The sequence below is a fragment of the Tumebacillus algifaecis genome, from assembly GCF_002243515.1.
Classification (GTDB): domain Bacteria; phylum Bacillota; class Bacilli; order Tumebacillales; family Tumebacillaceae; genus Tumebacillus_A; species Tumebacillus_A algifaecis.
In genome coordinates this window covers 3,492,577-3,509,757 of sequence record NZ_CP022657.1, presented here as the reverse complement: position 1 = coordinate 3,509,757, position 17,181 = coordinate 3,492,577, and the positions used below count along the sequence as shown (strand labels likewise).

16 protein-coding genes and 1 pseudogene are annotated in these 17,181 nt (G+C 51.0%); 13 read left to right on the top strand and 4 right to left on the bottom strand.

All coding sequences use genetic code 11. The annotated features are described in order from the left end of the window. Positions 1-228 precede the first annotated feature (228 nt). From phnC to CIG75_RS15300, 5 genes are all read left to right on the top strand, one after another. Positions 229-1,008, top strand: a complete 780-nt coding sequence (gene phnC / locus CIG75_RS15320; RefSeq protein ID WP_094237406.1) for a phosphonate ABC transporter ATP-binding protein — start codon at positions 229-231, stop codon at positions 1,006-1,008. Further along, positions 1,005-1,787: a phosphonate ABC transporter, permease protein PhnE gene (gene phnE, locus CIG75_RS15315; RefSeq protein WP_094237405.1), complete on the top strand. Its 783-nt coding sequence runs from the start codon at positions 1,005-1,007 to the stop codon at positions 1,785-1,787. Before phnC ends, phnE (CIG75_RS15315) begins: the two co-directional genes overlap by 4 nt. Further along, positions 1,784-2,593 carry a phosphonate ABC transporter, permease protein PhnE gene (phnE, locus tag CIG75_RS15310; protein WP_094237404.1) on the top strand — a complete coding sequence of 270 codons (810 nt, stop codon included), beginning with the start codon at positions 1,784-1,786 and terminating at the stop codon, positions 2,591-2,593. The genes phnE (CIG75_RS15315) and phnE (CIG75_RS15310) overlap by 4 nt, the downstream gene beginning before the upstream one ends. Positions 2,594-2,709: 116 nt before the next feature. Next, on the top strand, positions 2,710-2,988 hold the full coding sequence (locus CIG75_RS15305; protein WP_094237403.1) for a hypothetical protein: 279 nt from the start codon (positions 2,710-2,712) through the stop codon (positions 2,986-2,988). 69 nt (positions 2,989-3,057) lie between these two features. Further along, positions 3,058-4,188 (top strand): MFS transporter, encoded by a 1,131-nt coding sequence (locus CIG75_RS15300; RefSeq protein ID WP_094238461.1) that lies wholly within the window; start codon positions 3,058-3,060, stop codon positions 4,186-4,188. Positions 4,189-4,239: 51 nt separating this feature from the next. On the opposite strand, the gene CIG75_RS15295 is transcribed toward CIG75_RS15300, so the two are convergent. Both CIG75_RS15295 and CIG75_RS15290 read right to left on the bottom strand, forming a co-directional pair. After that, on the bottom strand, positions 4,240-4,860 hold the full coding sequence (locus tag CIG75_RS15295) for a DedA family protein (protein ID WP_094237402.1): 621 nt from the start codon (positions 4,858-4,860) through the stop codon (positions 4,240-4,242). 35 nt (positions 4,861-4,895) lie between these two features. Then, entirely contained in the window at positions 4,896-5,894 is a 999-nt protein-coding gene (locus CIG75_RS15290; RefSeq protein ID WP_094237401.1) for a CotS family spore coat protein, read from the bottom strand. 165 nt (positions 5,895-6,059) lie between these two features. Between CIG75_RS15290 and CIG75_RS15285 the strand changes: the two genes are divergently transcribed. Beyond that, positions 6,060-7,307: a glycosyltransferase family 2 protein gene (locus CIG75_RS15285; RefSeq protein ID WP_094237400.1), complete on the top strand. Its 1,248-nt coding sequence runs from the start codon at positions 6,060-6,062 to the stop codon at positions 7,305-7,307. A 74-nt stretch (positions 7,308-7,381) separates the two neighbouring features. On the opposite strand, the gene CIG75_RS15280 is transcribed toward CIG75_RS15285, so the two are convergent. Continuing rightward, positions 7,382-7,711: a YunC family protein gene (locus CIG75_RS15280; RefSeq protein WP_094237399.1), complete on the bottom strand. Its 330-nt coding sequence runs from the start codon at positions 7,709-7,711 to the stop codon at positions 7,382-7,384. 79 nt (positions 7,712-7,790) lie between these two features. Here CIG75_RS15280 and CIG75_RS15275 point away from each other — a divergent pair, with 79 nt between their 5' ends. The 6 genes and pseudogenes from CIG75_RS15275 to CIG75_RS15255 all read left to right on the top strand — a co-directional run bounded on the left by CIG75_RS15275 (position 7,791) and on the right by CIG75_RS15255 (position 12,672). Beyond that, positions 7,791-9,575: a B12-binding domain-containing radical SAM protein gene (locus CIG75_RS15275; RefSeq protein WP_094237398.1), complete on the top strand. Its 1,785-nt coding sequence runs from the start codon at positions 7,791-7,793 to the stop codon at positions 9,573-9,575. A gap of 157 nt (positions 9,576-9,732) precedes the next feature. Further along, the gene (locus CIG75_RS15270) at positions 9,733-10,371 is read left to right on the top strand and encodes a DUF2306 domain-containing protein (protein ID WP_094237397.1); all 639 of its coding nucleotides are present in this window, start codon (positions 9,733-9,735) and stop codon (positions 10,369-10,371) included. 203 nt (positions 10,372-10,574) lie between these two features. Further along, positions 10,575-11,651, top strand: coding sequence for a M42 family metallopeptidase (locus tag CIG75_RS15265; protein WP_094237396.1), 1,077 nt, complete (start codon positions 10,575-10,577; stop codon positions 11,649-11,651). 85 nt (positions 11,652-11,736) lie between these two features. Continuing rightward, a complete protein-coding gene (locus CIG75_RS15260) occupies positions 11,737-12,216 on the top strand; it encodes a divergent PAP2 family protein (protein WP_094237395.1) in 480 nt (159 codons plus the stop codon). A 15-nt stretch (positions 12,217-12,231) separates the two neighbouring features. Next, positions 12,232-12,351, top strand: a pseudogene (locus tag CIG75_RS21640) (spore photoproduct lyase family protein); the annotation flags it as partial. Between the two features lie 12 nt (positions 12,352-12,363). After that, the gene (locus CIG75_RS15255) at positions 12,364-12,672 is read left to right on the top strand and encodes a hypothetical protein (protein WP_094237394.1); all 309 of its coding nucleotides are present in this window, start codon (positions 12,364-12,366) and stop codon (positions 12,670-12,672) included. Between the two features lie 2,076 nt (positions 12,673-14,748). On the opposite strand, the gene CIG75_RS20805 is transcribed toward CIG75_RS15255, so the two are convergent. Beyond that, a complete protein-coding gene (locus CIG75_RS20805) occupies positions 14,749-15,090 on the bottom strand; it encodes a hypothetical protein (protein WP_157729581.1) in 342 nt (113 codons plus the stop codon). A gap of 771 nt (positions 15,091-15,861) precedes the next feature. Between CIG75_RS20805 and CIG75_RS15250 the strand changes: the two genes are divergently transcribed. After that, entirely contained in the window at positions 15,862-17,031 is a 1,170-nt protein-coding gene (locus CIG75_RS15250) for a CapA family protein (RefSeq protein ID WP_094237393.1), read from the top strand. Positions 17,032-17,181: the final 150 nt, after the last annotated feature.

Here is a 17,181-nt window from a genome sequence, read left to right as displayed (position 1 = left end):
TATCCAATATCCCTTCCTTTCCTGTTCTCTATTATACCGTAAATGTCGAATCGGAATCGGAGATATGAGAAATACGTCGAAAAACTACAAAGTTTATCTTTCTTTTGAAAGCGCTTTTAGATACAATGGTACTTGCCTTTCCGTGGATACTTTCCCCTTTGCGGAGCGAATACTAGCTAGTATCCATCACGTGTGATAACTTAGACCGAAACGAAAGTTGGGAAGAGAATGATCGAATTTAAGAACGTGAAAAAAGTGTATCCCAATGGGACTGTCGGCCTGGATAATATCAATTTGACGATTCATCCGGGTGAATTTGTAATCATCGTTGGCCTTTCTGGTGCAGGGAAATCGACACTGCTTCGCTCGATCAACCGTCTTCATGAAATCAGTGAAGGTGATATTTTGATCGACGGTCAGTCGATCACCGGTGCAAAAGGTGCAGAACTGCGCCGCTTTCGCCGTGACATCGGCATGATTTTCCAAAATTTCAATCTCGTCAAGCGTGTTTCTGTCATCCGCAACGTCCTCTCTGGGCGCGTTGGATACCACGGCACGCTGCGCACCTTGCTCGGTCTCTGGCCGAAGCGCGACATCGAACTGGCGCTGGATGCGTTGGGTCGTGTCAACATCAAGGAAAAGGCATATGCGCGTGCGGACGAGCTGTCCGGCGGTCAGCAACAGCGCGTCTCGATCGCCCGCGCTCTGGCGCAGGAAGCAAAGATCATTCTCGCTGACGAACCGGTCGCTTCTCTTGACCCGTTGACCACGCGTCAAGTTATGAACGACTTGAAGCGTATCAATCGTGAACTCGGCATCACCACCGTCGTCAACTTGCACTTCCTCGACCTTGCTCGCGAGTACGGCACGCGCATCATCGGCCTTCGCGCTGGTAAAGTGGTGTTTGACGGTCCGGTCGAAGAGGCGACCGATCAGGTGTTTGCTGAAATCTACGGCCGTCAGATCAATAAAGATGAGCTGCTCGGCGCTGTGGAGGAAGGCGTATGAGTCAGCCGCAAAAATCGATCAAAGCTCCATCGAAACTGAAGTTCACGATCATCTTTTTGATCATGGCGATCCTCTATGTGATCTCGTGGCGGGGCGTTGATGCGGACATCGGGGAACTGATCGAAGGTCTGCCCAACATCGGGAACATGATGGCTCAGCTCTGGCCGCCCGATTTTAAATATTTCATGGAAATCCTCGACCCGATGCTGGAGACGGTGCAGATGGCGATCCTCGGTACGACATTTGGCGCGATCCTCGCCATACCGGTGATCCTGCTCTCGTCGAACAATGTTTTCGGCAAGAAAGTCACCACCGTCGCTCGCACGTTCTTAAATATCGTGCGTACCATTCCGGAACTGCTCTTCGCAGGTATTTTTGTTGCTGTCGTCGGTCTTGGTCCGTTCGCAGGTGTGCTTGCTCTCACCCTGTTCTCATTCGGTATCATCGCGAAGCTTTGTTACGAGTCAGTGGAAACGATCGACCCAGGCCCGCTTGAAGCGATGACCGCCGTCGGGGCGAACAAGATTCAATTTATCAGCTTTGCCGTTGTGCCGCAGGCATTGCCGGCATTTATGGCCTATCTGTTTTATACGTTTGAAGTGTGTGTTCGTGCTTCAGCGATCCTCGGTCTCGTCGGCGCTGGCGGGATTGGTCACGTGCTGAACACCGCGCTTGCGATGTACCAGTACACGCATGTCGCTTCGATCATCCTCTTCACCCTTGTCATCGTAATCCTTATCGATACGATCAGTACTAGAATCCGGGAGAAACTGCTATGAGCCAACAAAAGAAAGCATTGGCAGCGCCGCCGAAGACGCTCGGTCAAAAAATAAAACTCGTTCTCTATGTCATTTTCTTCATCCTCCTGTATACGTGGTGTTTCTCTGGGATGGAAGTGGACGTCAGCAAAGTCCAGGAATCGTTGCCGGTCGCAGGCGCGATCGTCTCGCAGCTCTTCGATGTCGAGTGGTCGTTCATTCCAGAAGATGAAGGCGTAATCGACAACATGTTCATGACGCTGGCGATCGCTCTTCTCGGGACGACGATTGCCGCAACGCTCGCCGTTCCGTTCGGCTTCCTCGCCGCTACGAACATGAGTAAGCGGCGTTGGGTTTCCTCGCTTGGCAAGCGCATTCTGAACGTCATCCGTACTTTGCCAGAATTGATCGTCGCGATCATCTTCATCGTTGCAGTTGGTCCAGGACCGTTTGCCGGTGTGCTCGCGATCGGGTTCCACTCGATCGGGATGATCGGGAAATTGTATTCCGAAGCGATTGAAAACATGGACGAAGGCGCGATCGAAGCGATGACCGCTTCCGGTGCCAACCGCATTCAAACGATGTGGTTCGCCGTCTTGCCGCAAGTATTGCCGGAGTTCATGTCCTACGCGCTTTACAAGTTCGAGATCAACGTTCGTGCCGCATCCGTCCTCGGGATGGTCGGTGCAGGCGGTATCGGTACACCGCTGTTGTTCGCGCTGATGGGCCATGACTGGCATCGCGTCGGTGCGATCCTCGTCGGTATCATCCTCGTAGTCATGATCATCGACTACGTGTCTGGTTCGATCCGCAAACGCCTTGTCTAAGCTGTGAAGAGAAAAGCCTGGTCCTTTGCGGGCCAGGCTTTTCGCTTTGAGTGGCACGGAATGGCAGAGTAGTCTAAAATAGAATGTGGTACATATCACAAAGGGGGCTTTTCACTTTGTCTGGCACATTTATGCTGTTTACTTGGGGCGTTGCGATTGTATCAGCGTTGATCGCCACGTTTTCGCGTAAAGCACCGAAGGTGCTTTCGATCATTTTAGGTGTGATTTTGGCGCAAGGTTTGATGTTTGTGGGCGGCCATATGCTGCACCTGTCCTTTGGGCCGATCATCGACCTCGGAGGTACGGCAACACCGATTGTGACCGATATCATCCTGGCGTTGATCGGTGCATTCCTTGGCGCATTCCTCGCAAAAGCGTTCCGTCGCGGACGCTAATCTGTAACAGGCGCAAGAAAGGGTGTTTAGAGGGTGAACAAGAAAGCGTTAGGCATTTTGTTTGCGGTCATGTTCCTCGTCATGCTGGGATTTGGGATCATCATCCCGGTCATGCCATTCTTTGCAGAAGAACTTGGAGCTTCTCCGTTCCAATTGGGGTTGTTGATGGCTTCCTACTCGGTGATGCAATTCCTGTTTGCCCCGATGTGGGGCGGCATCTCCGATCGCATCGGTCGCAAACCGGTCATTCTGATCGGCATCTCGGGACTGGCGCTGTCGTTCTTCCTGTTTGCCGTGTCTGACCAGCTCTGGATGCTGTTCGTATCCCGGATTCTCGCGGGCTTCCTCTCCTCGGCGAACATGCCGACAGTCATGGCTTATGTGGCAGACATCACGTCCCCGGAAAATCGGGGCAAAGGCATGGGGATGATCGGCGCATCGGTCGGCCTCGGCTTCATTTTCGGTCCGGCGATCGGCGGTATTTTCTCCGCTGAAAGCTACTCCACCCCATTTTTCATCGCGGGTTTCGTTTCGGCGATCACGTTCCTATTCGTGCTCTTCGTGCTCAAAGAGTCGTTGCCGCCTGAAAAGCGCATGAAAAAAGGTGTGGCAGAGCCGCGCTGGAAAGCATTTTCTGGCTCGCTGTCCTATCTCTATGTACTGATGTTCTTCGTCACCTTCTCGCTGTCGGCGCTCGAAGGCACGTTTGCCTACTTTGCGGCCGACAAGGCGGGTCTTGATACGCTGCACCTCGGCTACATCTTCATGATCATGGGGCTGGCAGGGGCATTCGTTCAAGGCGGTTTGGTCGGCAGACTGATCAAGAAGCGCGGTGAAGGCATGGTCATCCAACTCGGCCTGCTCATCTCGGCGATCGGCTTTGCCTTGATTCTGTTAACCAACTCGTTTTGGACGGCAGCGCTGTTCCTGTCCATTTTTGGAATTGGCAACGGTCTGATTCGTCCGGCCGTCTCAGCATTGATCTCGAAGCGCACGACAGTTGGACAAGGCGCCGCTACGGGGTTATTGTCCTCCTTCGAATCTTTGGGCCGGATCGGTGGCCCGCCACTTGGAGGAGCGGTCTACGTGCTGTCGATCAACTCGCCGTACATTGCAGGTGTCATCCTGACTGTGCTGGCCTTTGTGTTCTATCGCATTTATGTCAGCCGCTCAGGCGAGACGAAAGCTGCGAATGCATAAGCAAAAACCCGCGTCCTGCAACTTGCAGGCGCGGGTTTTGTTTTGGTTGAATTAATGTGCCAAGCGGGAGCGCAGGCTTTTGAAGAGAAACCAGAGCACCGCGACGATCAAAAGACCCAAGATGCCGTAGGAGAACGGCTTGATGTACGGTTCGACGGCGTGCCAGTTGGTCCCGAGTTTGAAACCGGCCCAAGTCAGCGCCCAGTTCCACGGTATGCAGCCGATGAAGGTGAAGATTGTGAATTTCCAGAAGTTCATCCGCGCAATCCCGGCGGGCAGCGAGATGAATGTGCGGATGACGGGCAGATTGCGTCCAAAAAACGCGGCCCAATCGCCATATTTTGCAAACCAGCGGTCGGCGGTATGAATGTGCTTTTCGTTGATCAGCACATACTTGCCATATTTTTGCAAGAACTGTCGTCCGCCGTTGGCTCCGATCCAATAGGTGAGCACCGACCCTACCAAATTGCCGAACACACCTGCCCAGACGACCGGCCAGAACGAGAGCAAGCCCTCTTCTGCCTTAAAGCCGCCGTACAGCATGATAACCTCGCTCGGCAGCGGGATGCAGGCGCTTTCGATCAACATTCCCCAAAAGATGCCCCAGTGCCCAAATGTTTCGATCAGCCCTGTCGCGATGCTGGAGAGCCATTCGATCAATGCATGCAGCATGTGTACAATACCTCGCTTGTCTTCTCAGTCTATGCTTATTGTACACATCTTTTCAGCGGAATTGCCCATTTTTTCAAAAATTCATGACTCTGATACATTTCGTCCAACGCGGGTTGCCACTTGCGCAGACATTTTTGCAGCGGGCGATCGGGCTGGGTGCTGTATTTGCGAATTTCTTTGTATACGCGATGCGGATAGGCGAGGTAGGCGAGCAGCACTGGGATCTCCACGGGGTCTACGGGGCGAGCTTGCTGATAGGCGGCAAAAATGTCCAAAGCATCATCGGGTGACCAGTTTAGCGCGGGCAGTAAATCTTGGAACAGGTTGGCGAGGTCCTGCACGGGCAGATCGATCCGAAAGCTGTCGAAGTCTATGAGGGACACCGCACCGCTTTGCGCCACGGAGAAGTTTTCCGCTTTGACATTGCTGTGCACCAAAGATGGGGAATGGGCAAGCTCTGCGACCAGCCGCTCATAGTCGGAGTCAGCAAATGCGGAGCTGGCCTGAGTGGCGATCGTCATCAGTTCGGACGCATCCTGGTGGACTTTGTTTTCAAATTCATTGCGGGGCTTGTGATAGGCAGCAAAACACTGCTGCAACTCCTCGGTGCGCTCTTGAAAGCGCAACGTCCACTTGCCGTCAAATGTGAATCGTTTGATCGCAGGCGGGAAGGTGATACCTTTGGATGCTTGATGGAATTCACCCAGCGTTTGCGCCGCCTGCATCCATTCTGCTTTGGACGTGGAGCGCAGCGGACGCCCGACCCATTGCGTCAAGAAGAAGGGCCCGTCGTCCGTTTGGATGATCGGGTTGCCGTAGACGGTGGAAATCAGGCGGGGTGTGCTGGTAAATCCTTGCTTCCACAAATATTCGATCGCATGGAAGTCGAAGAAAAGTCTGGCGAGGCTGTGCTTGCCGCGCTTGAAGCAAAAATCGCCCTGAACCGTTTGCACGCGCCAGACCGGGCCGACTGCTGTCACCTTTTCGACAGCGAGTTGCCAGTGTTCTTCGAGCAACTTTTTGACAGGGACCAAGTGCGTTCACCTCCCGAATTGAAATTGCAGGAATTTTTACAGTGTATTGCGAACGAAACAGGAAAATTATTATGATCTGCGTATACTTGTCCTGCTATGGCATATCTGTTATAGTAGGTTAGCATGTTTGTTCAGAAGAGCACTAAAAAGTGAGGGAATACTTACATGAGCATACTTGGTACTCTGGCGGATGGTGCGTTTATCGCTCTTCAAGGTTTGACTGGTGCTTTGAGTGCATATCAGGTTGGCGTATCCCTGTTCGGTCTGAGAAAACCGAAAGATACGATCACCCATGCTCCGGCGAAATCGTTTGCAGTTGTCGTCGCGGCACACAACGAAGCCGAGGTTATTGAACCCCTGATCGAAAACCTGCAGAAACTGGATTATCCGAAAGAGCTCTACGATATCTTTGTCATCTGTGACAACTGCACCGACAACACGGCTGAGATCGTGCGCAATGCCGGTGCCATCGCTTTTGAACGCTTCGACGATACGAAGCGCGGCAAAGGCTTTGCGATTGAGTGGATGCTGGAGCGTCTGTGGGAACTAGAGAGGCAATATGATGCTGTCGTTATGTTCGACGCTGACAATTTGGCGGCGAAGGACTTCCTGATCCACATGAACGAGAAGCTGATGCGAGGTGATCGCGTCATTCAAGGGTACTTGGACACCAAGAACCCGAACGACTCATGGATTTCCGTTTCCATGGCGATCTCGTACTATTTCACCAATCGTATGTGGCAACTTGCCCGTTACAACTTGGGACTTTCCAACGCGTTAGGCGGTACAGGGATCTGCATCGATACCGATTTGCTCAAAGAGATGGGCTGGGGCGCTCACTCTTTGACGGAGGATGTTGAATTTACGGCGCGTTGCGTGCAGCGCGGCATCTACCCGACTTGGGCACATGATGCAAAAGTATATGATGAGAAGCCGAACACGATGAAAGCCTCGTACAACCAGCGCCTGCGCTGGATGCAAGGTCACTTTGACTGTGCGTCCCGTTACTTTTGGCCGTTGCTTGGCAAGAGCATCAAGAACCGCAACTGGGCGATGCTCGATGCTGCGCTCTATCTGTTCCAGCCGATGCGTCTTTTGATCATTCTGGTGACGGCGATCATTTTGTACCTGCAGCTCGTCATGCCGTCTTGGTGGGCGGTCACCGACGTGCAGCGCGTCCTGTTGCCGACCGAATATTGGGTTTTGGTCAATGCGTTGTTGTTCGCACAACTCCCGCTTTCGATGTGGCTTGAAAAAGCAAACTGGAAAGCGTATGCAGCTTTGGTCGTCTATCCAATCTTCCTGATCTCTTGGTTCCCGATCACGCTTGTGGCGTTCTTTACGAAGAACAACAAGACGTGGAGCCATACGGCGCATAACCGTGCGATCCGACTGGATGAGCTGAGCAACTAAAAACAACACCCCCCGCGTAAGCAGGGGGTGTTTCTGTGTATCCTTTGTTGGGAATGGTAGAGGACAGACAGACTTTATTGCACCCGTTCCTCTTGGTCGAGACCGAGCAAGATTTCGATGGCGTCTCGGCCGCTGGTGCCGGGGACGATCCCGAGTTCCTGAGCTTTGAGCGTTGTCGATTCAAGCGGTGCTGCGAGCAGTTCGTCGAGCGTTTTGACGCCGACGGCACGACCTGCGAGGATGCCGCGGCTGGCCAGCTTTTCGTTGAGCAGCCCGACATCGAGTGCACCACACATGATGTACCCCTTTTCGGTGGTGACCATCACAAGGTTGGTCTTGGGCAATGTGACGGAGATTCCGAGGGCGATGCGATCACCGAAATGGATGGGGATGACGTTGATCATCAGACTCCTCCTTGTCAAAAAATCAGTTTGTATCACGATATGATGAGCGTTGAAACTCTATGAGTCACGGAGGAAAGAAATGAAAATCGTACTGGCCACACTGAATGCAAAATACATACATGCTTCCCTTGCCCTGCGCTATCTGCGGGCGTTTGCGAAGCCTGACTTCCCCGATCTCGACCTTTGTGAATACACGATCAAAGATCAGCCGATGAACGTCGTTGCTGACATTTACAAGCGCAAGCCGGATGTGATCGGGTTTTCCTGCTACATCTGGAACATCGAAGAGACGATCCCGATCTTGGAAATGCTGCGCAAAGTGCTACCCGATGTCAAAATTGTGCTAGGTGGACCGGAAGTGTCCTATGATACGGAAGCATGGATCGAGCGGATTCCGGAAGTGGATGCGATCGTCGTCGGGGAAGGCGAGAAGACGTTCCATCACCTGCTCCAAGAGTTTGCAGGTGAGAGCCGCTTGGAGATGGTGCCAGGCATCGTGTTTCGGCAAGCGGACGGGAGCATCAAACGGACGTTTTTCCGCGACAAATTGGAACTGGACCAGATTCCGTCGCCGTTCGAAGAGGAGGACCTCCCAACGCTGGTCAACCGCGTCGTCTATTTTGAATGCTCGCGGGGCTGTCCGTTTTCCTGTTCATATTGCCTCTCTTCGATCGAGACGGGCGTGCGCTACTTCGACTTGGAGCGCACCAAAACTGATTTGGAGCGCTTGATCGATGCGGGCGTGAAAACGGTCAAATTTGTTGACCGCACATTCAACATTCATATGCGCTATGCGCTGTCGATCTTTGAATTTTTGATCGAAAAGCACAAAACGCACAAGGACACGGTGTTTCAGTTTGAGATCACGGCCGACATCTTAAAACCGCGCGTTGTCGAGTACCTGGCCGAACACGCGCCGCCCGGCTTGTTCCGTTTTGAAATCGGTGTGCAGTCCACCAACGATGTGACCAATGAGATCGTCCAGCGCAAACAGAACTGGGAGAAGTTGACCAATACGGTGCTTGGCGTCAAAGCGACCGGAAAGATCGACCAGCACTTGGATTTGATCGCAGGCTTGCCACAGGAGAACTACGAGTCGTTTAAAAAGACGTTCAACGATGTGTTTGCCCTCGAGATCGAGGAGTTGCAACTTGGTTTCCTCAAAATGTTGCGCGGAGTGGGTGTGCGTCTCGATGCGGACAAATATGGCTACAAATTTATGGACAAAGCTCCGTATGAGATTTTGAGCAATGATGTGCTGTCGTTCGACGATGTGATTCGCATCAAGCGCGTGGAAGACGTGCTGGAGAAATATTGGAACGCGCACCGCACCAACCGCACAGTGCGCTATCTGGTGGCGGAGGAGTTTCAATCAGCGTTTGATTTCTTCCAAGACTTTGGCGATTACTGGGAGGAACAAGGCTGGAATCGCATCGGGCATCAGGTGGAGGACCTCTTCCGACGCTTGCATCAGTTCTTGCAGGTGCACGGGTTGAAGCAATCGGATATCGTGCTCGGCCTGATGAAGATCGACTATCTGATCGGTTTTAAAAACAAACCGCGCGGGATCTGGTGGGAGCGTACGCTCGACAAGGCCGATGCGCAGCACTATATTCAAGCGGTGCTCGGACAGCCGGAGCTGCTCGGGGCCGAGTGGGCCAAGATGAAGCTGAGTGAGCAGGAGATTCACAAGCACTGTCTGCTGGAGACGGTGCCGTTCCAATTGCTCGATGAGAAGGGACAGGCATTTGAGGCGGGCGAAGATCATCTGCTGATCACCTACTACGAACCAGGTCAAAAACAGGAACCTCAATTTTTCACCTGTGCATTGCGCAACATTCAAGCGTTGCAACCGCAAAGCTGAGAAAAACGCCTCCGCGTGACTGCGGGGGCGTTTTGCGATGGCGCAGCAAAAGGCGATGTGAAGAAACTTTGAAGATCGCCTAACTTTTCTTGCATTTTGGAGCTGCAAAGTGTATGAATGATATGTTAGTTGTGCGAAAGGGGGTTGATCCCGTCTCATGCGTAAAAAGAGTTCTTGGGCGATCTATCCGCTGCTCTTTGTGGCCCTGATGTGGGCCTTGCATACCCTGACCAAAAATTTTTGGACCGATCCGGAGTTCGTCAAGTTTTTGATGTACAAGTCGACGATTCCAGTCGGTTTTAATCAAGAACTGTGGACCCTGGCAGTCCGCGTTCATATCCTGCTGGCGGTCGTCGCCATCCTAGCCGGCCCGCTCGGTTTTGTGAAAAAAATTAGAGTGCAACGTCCGGCCATCCATCGCGCAGTTGGGAAACTGTACATTGGCTCTGTCCTGCTCAATACGCTCCCCGCACTCTATGTCGCATTGTATGCGACGGGCGGATGGATCGCCACGGCCGGCTTTTTCCTACTCAATGGCATTTGGCTGTACAGCACGATGCTGGCCTATCGCACCATTCGGCGCGGACAGGTAGAAGCGCATCGTGTGTGGATGATACGCAGCTATGCGGTAACGCTGGCAAACAACACGCTGTATGTGGTCAATATTGCGCTGACCATGCTGGTCAGCCTTGATTATGTGACCGCCTATGTGATCGCTGTGTGGGCGTGCTGGATCATCAACCTAGTCGTGGCAGAAGGCTACATACGCATCAGACGGCGCACTCAATCGTTATAAACGACCGAATCGCCACGGCATCCGATCTGATGTGAAAAAGCAGATGTTTATAGCGAAAATTTTCAAAAAATAGAATGCGTATATTTATTTAAACATAGAATCAAGATTACAGGTTATATTTATGCTTTCCGAAATGTTTTCGAACATGATAACATAGGAGTATGTATTAGTAGGAGCTGTTAGAGAAAAGGGGGCAACGAAAGATGGATGAAACAACCAAGATGATAAAAGACCTCTGCGACACGGATGGCATTCCAGGTTTTGAGCGCGAGGTGCGCATCAAGATGCGTGAGCTATTGGAGCCGGTTTCGGAAGAGATTTTGACCGACCGTCTCGGCGGCATCGTCGGCAAAAAGACAGGGGTTGCAGACGGTCCGAAGATTTTGTTTGCAGGGCACCTTGACGAAATCGGCTGGATGGTTACATACGTGACGCCGAAAGGTTTTCTGCGCTTTCAACCGCTCGGCGGCTGGTGGCCGCACGTGGTCTTGGCGCAGCGCGTCAAGATCAAGACGAGAACGGGTGACGTGCTCGGGATCGTCGGTTCGAAAGCACCGCACGCGCTTCCGGCGAAAGACCGTGAACGCGTGTTAGAAATCAAAGAAATGTTTATCGACGTCGGCGCGACCTCCCGCGAAGAAGTTGAAGAGATGGGCATCCGTCTGGGCGACATGATCGTACCGCAATCGGAGTTCACCACGATGCGTAACGGTGACCTGTGGGTCGGCAAGGCGTTGGACAATCGTGCTGGCTGTGGGCTGGCGGTCGAGGTGTTGAAGCGTCTGCAAAACGAAGCGCACCCGAACATTCTGTATGGTGGGGCGACCGTGCAAGAAGAGATTCAACTGCGCGGCGCTGGGGTTTTGGCGAACCTGGTGCAGCCGGACATCGCGTTTGCGCTCGATGTCGGTGTTGCCTATGACACGCCGGGCTTTGAAGGCTATCAACAGACTTGCAACTTGGGTGAAGGCCCGCTCAGCTTTATCTATGACACGTCGATGATCCCGAACGTGCCGTTGCGCGATCTTATGCATGACACGGCGAAGGAGATGGGCATCAACCTGCAAGTCGATGCGCTGACCGGGGGCGGACAAGATGGCGGCAAGTTCCATATCTCCAACAATGGCGTGCCGACGATCTCGTTGGGCTTTGCGACCCGTTACATCCACTCGCACACAGCGATTCTGTCCAAGAAGGACTGGGAGCAGGCTGCCGATCTTCTCGTCGCGGTGATCAAAAAGCTCGACCGCAAGACGGTGGACGCGATTCAAAACTGGTAGGCCATCGTTTCGGAAATCCCTTATCCATGTGATGAGGGATTTTTTTTATTTTGCCCATACTACGTGGAGAAAGGGGGGCGTCTCGTTGAGTGTTCTTGACAACTATCCGCTCGTTGCTGCCCTCGCTGCGATCTTCACCGCACAGGCGATCAAGATTCCGCTGCATTATCTGTACCACCGCGAGTGGGACCTGAAGCAGATGATTAGCACGGGCGGCATGCCGAGTTCTCATTCGGCGGGGGTGACGGCGCTGGGAGCTGCAATCGGCGTGCAAGAGGGGCTCGATTCTGCATATTTTGCATTGGCCGTCGTGCTCGGCCTGGTCGTGATGTACGATGCGATGGGCATTCGAAGACATGCTGGGGAACAGGCGATTGCGATCAACGAATTGGAAACGGCGTTTGACAAGCACATCGAGACGGACGACCCGGAGTTTTCAAGACATCTGTTGCGCCGGAAGAGAAAGCAGTTGAAAGAAATGCTCGGGCACCATCCGATCGAAGTGGCGGGTGGGGCCGCGTATGGGATTGCGCTCGGGGTGGCGTTGTACTGGTTGTATTTTTAAGAGGACTATAAATATGGAAAATATGGGCGGGGTAAGTGGGTGTACGCAGGAAGCGATGTCTATAAAATAAACCTGCATCTGCGAGGGCTGATTGAGGAATACTTTCCATGGGCCAAAATTGAGTATTTCACGTAGGAGGATACGAACATGAGTGAGCGGGATGGCATCCAAAGCCATTTGATGGCTGAATTTGAAGCAGAAACGGACGAAAGTTTTACCTACAAGAATCGCTGGGGAGATGGAATCGTGGAAGAGAAACGCAATGCGAGCGAACAGGGGCTGGACGAAGCTTGTGGGGTGGCGGAAGATGAGGGCATGCAAAATCAGGTGGCTGAGTTGGGAGGCCAATTGCAGCAAGGATTGAACACCGGCCGTCAAGATGAGGATGGCGATGGTCAGCCGCTGGCAGCGAAAGATGGTTTTCGGGCCGACTATGATGACAGCTCGGATGTCTAAGTGCACATGAAAACCGCCATCTCCTTAGAGATGGCGGTTTTCATATGAACTAGAACGGGATCGTGACGGTGATGCCGATGTACCAGTTGCGCTCCATTCGAAACACCTCCTCGCCGTTTTAGTAAAAACAGTGGCCTAATTCTAGAATTCAAAAGTGATACCGATGCCGATGTACCAGTTGCGCTCCATGAATGTCACCCCTGTTCAGTTTATTGTGAATCAGATCAAGGTTACAAACTTAGTAAAAGTCTGAGTAATTTAAGATTTGGATACTAATCATATCTTATCCCCCCCGATCTGATCGATTGGTGAAGCTTAAGAGGACGGTAGGATTAGAACTCGATGGTTACAGTGATTTTTACGCCGTTACGTTCCATGTTCGTGACACCCCCGATCTGATCGATTGGTGAAGCTTAAGAGGACGGTAGGATTAGAACTCGATGGTTACAGTGATTTTTACGCCGTTACGTTCCATGTTCGTGACACCCCCGATCTGGTAGATTGGTGAAGCTCAAGTGGACGGTAGGATTAGAACTCGATGGTTACAGTGATAGTTACTTTGTTACGCATGTTAGTGGCACCCCCGATCTGATAGATTGATGAAGCTTAAGCGGACGGTAGGATTAGAACTCGATGGTTACAGTGATTTTTACGCCGTTACGTTCCATGTTCGTGACACCCCCGATCTGGTAGATTAATGAAGCTTAAGCGGACGGTAGGATTAGAACTCGATGGTTACAGTGATAGTTACTTTGTTACGCATGTTCGTGGCACCCCCGATCTGATAGATTGATGAAGCCTAAGCGGACGGTAGGATTAGAACTCGATGGTTACAGTGATAGTTACTTTGTTACGCATGTTAGTGGCACCCCCGATCTGGTAGATTGGTGAAGCTTAAGCGGACGGTAGGATTAGAACTCGATGGTTACAGTGATTTTTACGCCGTTACGTTCCATGTTCGTGACACCCCCGATCTGGTAGATTGATGAAGCTTAAGAGGACGGTAGGATTAGAACTCGATGGTTACAGTGATTTTTACGCCGTTACGTTCCATGTTCGTGACACCCCCGATCTGGTAGATTGGTGAAGCTCAAGTGGACAGTAGGATTAGAACTCGATGGTTACAGTGATTTTTACGCCGTTACGTTCCATGTTCGTGACACCCCCGATCTGGTAGATTGGTGAAGCTCAAGTGGACGGTAGGATTAGAACTCGATGGTTACAGTGATAGTTACTTTGTTGCGTTCCATGTTCGTGACACCCCCGATCTGGTAGATTGATGAAGCTTAAGAGGACGGTAGGATTAGAACTCGATAGTTACAGTGATTTTTACGCCGTTACGTTCCATGTTCGTGACACCCCCGATCTGGTAGATTAGTGAAGCTTTAGCGGACGGTAGGATTAGAACTCGATGGTTACAGTGATTTTTACGCCGTTACGTTCCATGTTCGTGACACCCCCGATCTGGTAGATTAATGAAGCTTAAGCGGACGGTAGGATTAGAACTCGATGGTTACAGTGATTTTTACGCCGTTACGTTCCATGTTCGTGACACCCCCGATCTGGTAGATTAGTGAAGCTTAAGCGGACGGTAGGATTAGAACTCGATGGTTACGGTGATTTTTACGCCGTTACGTTCCATGTTGATTCACCCCCAATTAGCTGTGCCCATTTTAATTTTTCATAAATTTTAGAATTCAACAGTGATGGAGATTTTTACTCCGTTACGTTCCATGTTGTTGCACCCCCTTTTTAGATTGTATTTATTTAAACCCGATAAACAAGGACTAGAATTCTACAGTGATGGAGATTTTTACACCATTGCGTTCCATGAGTTCCACCCCCGCCCCAAGTTAGTTGCTACATCAGAGTGATTCAAGACTAGAATTCAACTGTGATCGAGATTTTTACACCGTTACGCTCCATGCTGTTGCACCCCCCTTAAACTTTAAGCTGTAGCGTAAGTGTTAACCTGTTGTTGTCTATATTTTTGCATGAAAAAAGTTTAAACGCAAGTATTTTCTGAAAAATTTATTTGATATATAATAGTTTTACACTGGACTGGTGGTCAATAAGTTAAACGTAAACTGAATGTATCGAAATATTCTGAATTAAAGTCATTCTAAATGTAGGCATCATCATGGCTAAAGTACAAACTCTTCTATAGTGACAGAACACAACCCAATGGAAGATAATAACTGCTTTCGAGAATCTATCTTCTAATAAATAGCAGCTCAGTTTGTTTCTAATATAGGAGCAGGTGTTTTCAAACTGGCAATGACCATTACCCAGCAAGTTCGCTTGCGGTGCATTTTCTGGTGCCAGCCAGGCGCTGATATAAGCAAAGTCGCTTGCTACATCAATCAACACAATCGTTTCATTGATCGTTTCATCAGTCGCACCGACAATCGGTGCCATGTTAGTCGTGATCGAGATGAGGCTATCGTTTCTAGTGAATGTGCTGACGTCATGATGCAGCAGGTAATAGAAGGGAAACTCAACTTTTCGCTCGATAAGCCAAGCTTGCCTGTTGGCTACAAGAGGATCATGGGCAACCGAGTGTTGTGTTTGCGCTTGTGAAAAACTTCTATAGGAACAACGGGATCGCTGTGCGTGCTGGGGTTGGGGATGCCGATCACTAACATGCCACGATCGATGAAGTTTACATGGAAGGTGCCGCAGGTGCGTGGACGCCCTCCAGTGCGATTGGCATTTAGACGATAACTTCGGTTCCACTGGCCTTTTCGCTGTCTGTGCGTGTAATGTCGGAGTTGTTGATCAGCGAATTTTCCCGCAACATCAGCAGTTTCGGTTGGCTACTGTTGATCCTGTTCAATCCAGTCAAACGCAAATCGGAGTAAGGAACGTACCGATTGGAAAATCAGTTCGATTTCTTCTATAGAATAAGTTCCCCTTTGACTCGCTACGTAAGGAAAGGTCCCTTACCGCATGTCGGAGGGGATTTTTTATAGGCAAGAATGTAAAAAAACCATAGTTCGGTAGCGTACCGAACTATGGTTACACAACGAGATTGGGTCTTGATTCAATCTTTGCGTTTGGCATCCTTTTGCTGGTGCTGATGTGGATGAATCCGACGATTCGAAAGATTGATTGAGCAAAGGAAGTATATGAATTGCCAAAAATGAATTCTTTAGTTAAATTGAGAGGAGAATAAGCGAAAAAGGAGTTATGTACGTGAAGAAAGTATGGTTGACAGCGTTATCGGTCGCTTTGCTGGTCGGGGTGAGCGGGTGCAGTGCAGGGAATGGCGCTCCGAATCCAAATGCACAGATTCAAACGCCCAATGCGGTGAATTCGCCGCCGAAAGAAGAAGCAAAGGCGGTGACAACACAGGCGACGGTGGCAGCGATCGGGGATATTTTGATCCACTCTTCCTTGTATAAGGATGCCCAGACGGCAAACGGTGGCTACGATTTCCGCTATCAATTTGAGTTGGTCAAGCCGTATTTGCTCAAGCCTGACTTGGCCATCGCCAATCAAGAAACGATGATCGGTGGCGTGGAGGTCGGCTTGTCCGACTATCCGATGTTCAACTCTCCTTATGAAGTGGGCGATGCGCTCAAGGACGCAGGGATCGATGTGGTGTCGATTGCCAACAACCACTCGCTCGATGCGGGAGAGAAAGGCATTCGCAGCGCGATCAAACATTGGAACGAGCTTGGAATTCCGTATGTCGGCGTGTATGAGTCGGCAGAAGACCAGGCGAAGATTCGGGTAGTGGAGAAAAACGGGATCAAATTTGCCATCCTATCGTACACGTACGGCACGAATGGAATCCCGGTTCCAGAAGGAAAGGACTATCTGATCAACTTGATCGACCCGGTCAAGATGAAAGCGGCGGTACGTGAGGCGAAGGGGATGGCCGATGTGGTCATCATGAACTTGCACACGGGCAATGAATATCAGCGTCTGCCCAGCGACGAGCAAAAAGAGCTGGTGCGGGAAATGACCAAAGAGGGCGTCGATATCGTGCTCGGTCACCATCCGCATGTGCTCCAGCCAGTGGAGTGGATTGATAACGGGGATGGGCGAAAGTCGTTTGTCATTTATTCCCTGGGCAATTTTATCTCCGGTCAAGACGAGATCTACCGCGAGATCGGTGGAATCTTGGAACTTGAGGTGGAAAAGGTGACCAAAGGTGATGAGAAAACGATCACCTTGAAAAATCCGGCCTTCCTGCCCGTGTGGACACACAAACGCAACTGGCGGCAGTACAAGGTGATTCCGCTTGCTGATGTAACGCCCCAGCAGTTGCCAAAGAGCAAAGAACTTTATGAAGAAATCAACGCTCATATGAAGCAATGGGTGCCGGAACTGAAGAACACGATGCCGAAATAAAGGTCTGTGAGGAAGACTTGAGAAGATTTGAGAAGACTTGAGAAGACTTGAGAAGACTTGAGAAGACTTGAGAAGACTTGAGAAGACTTGAGAAGACTTGAGAAGACTTGAGAAGACTTGAGAAGACTTGAGAAGACTTGAGAAGACTTG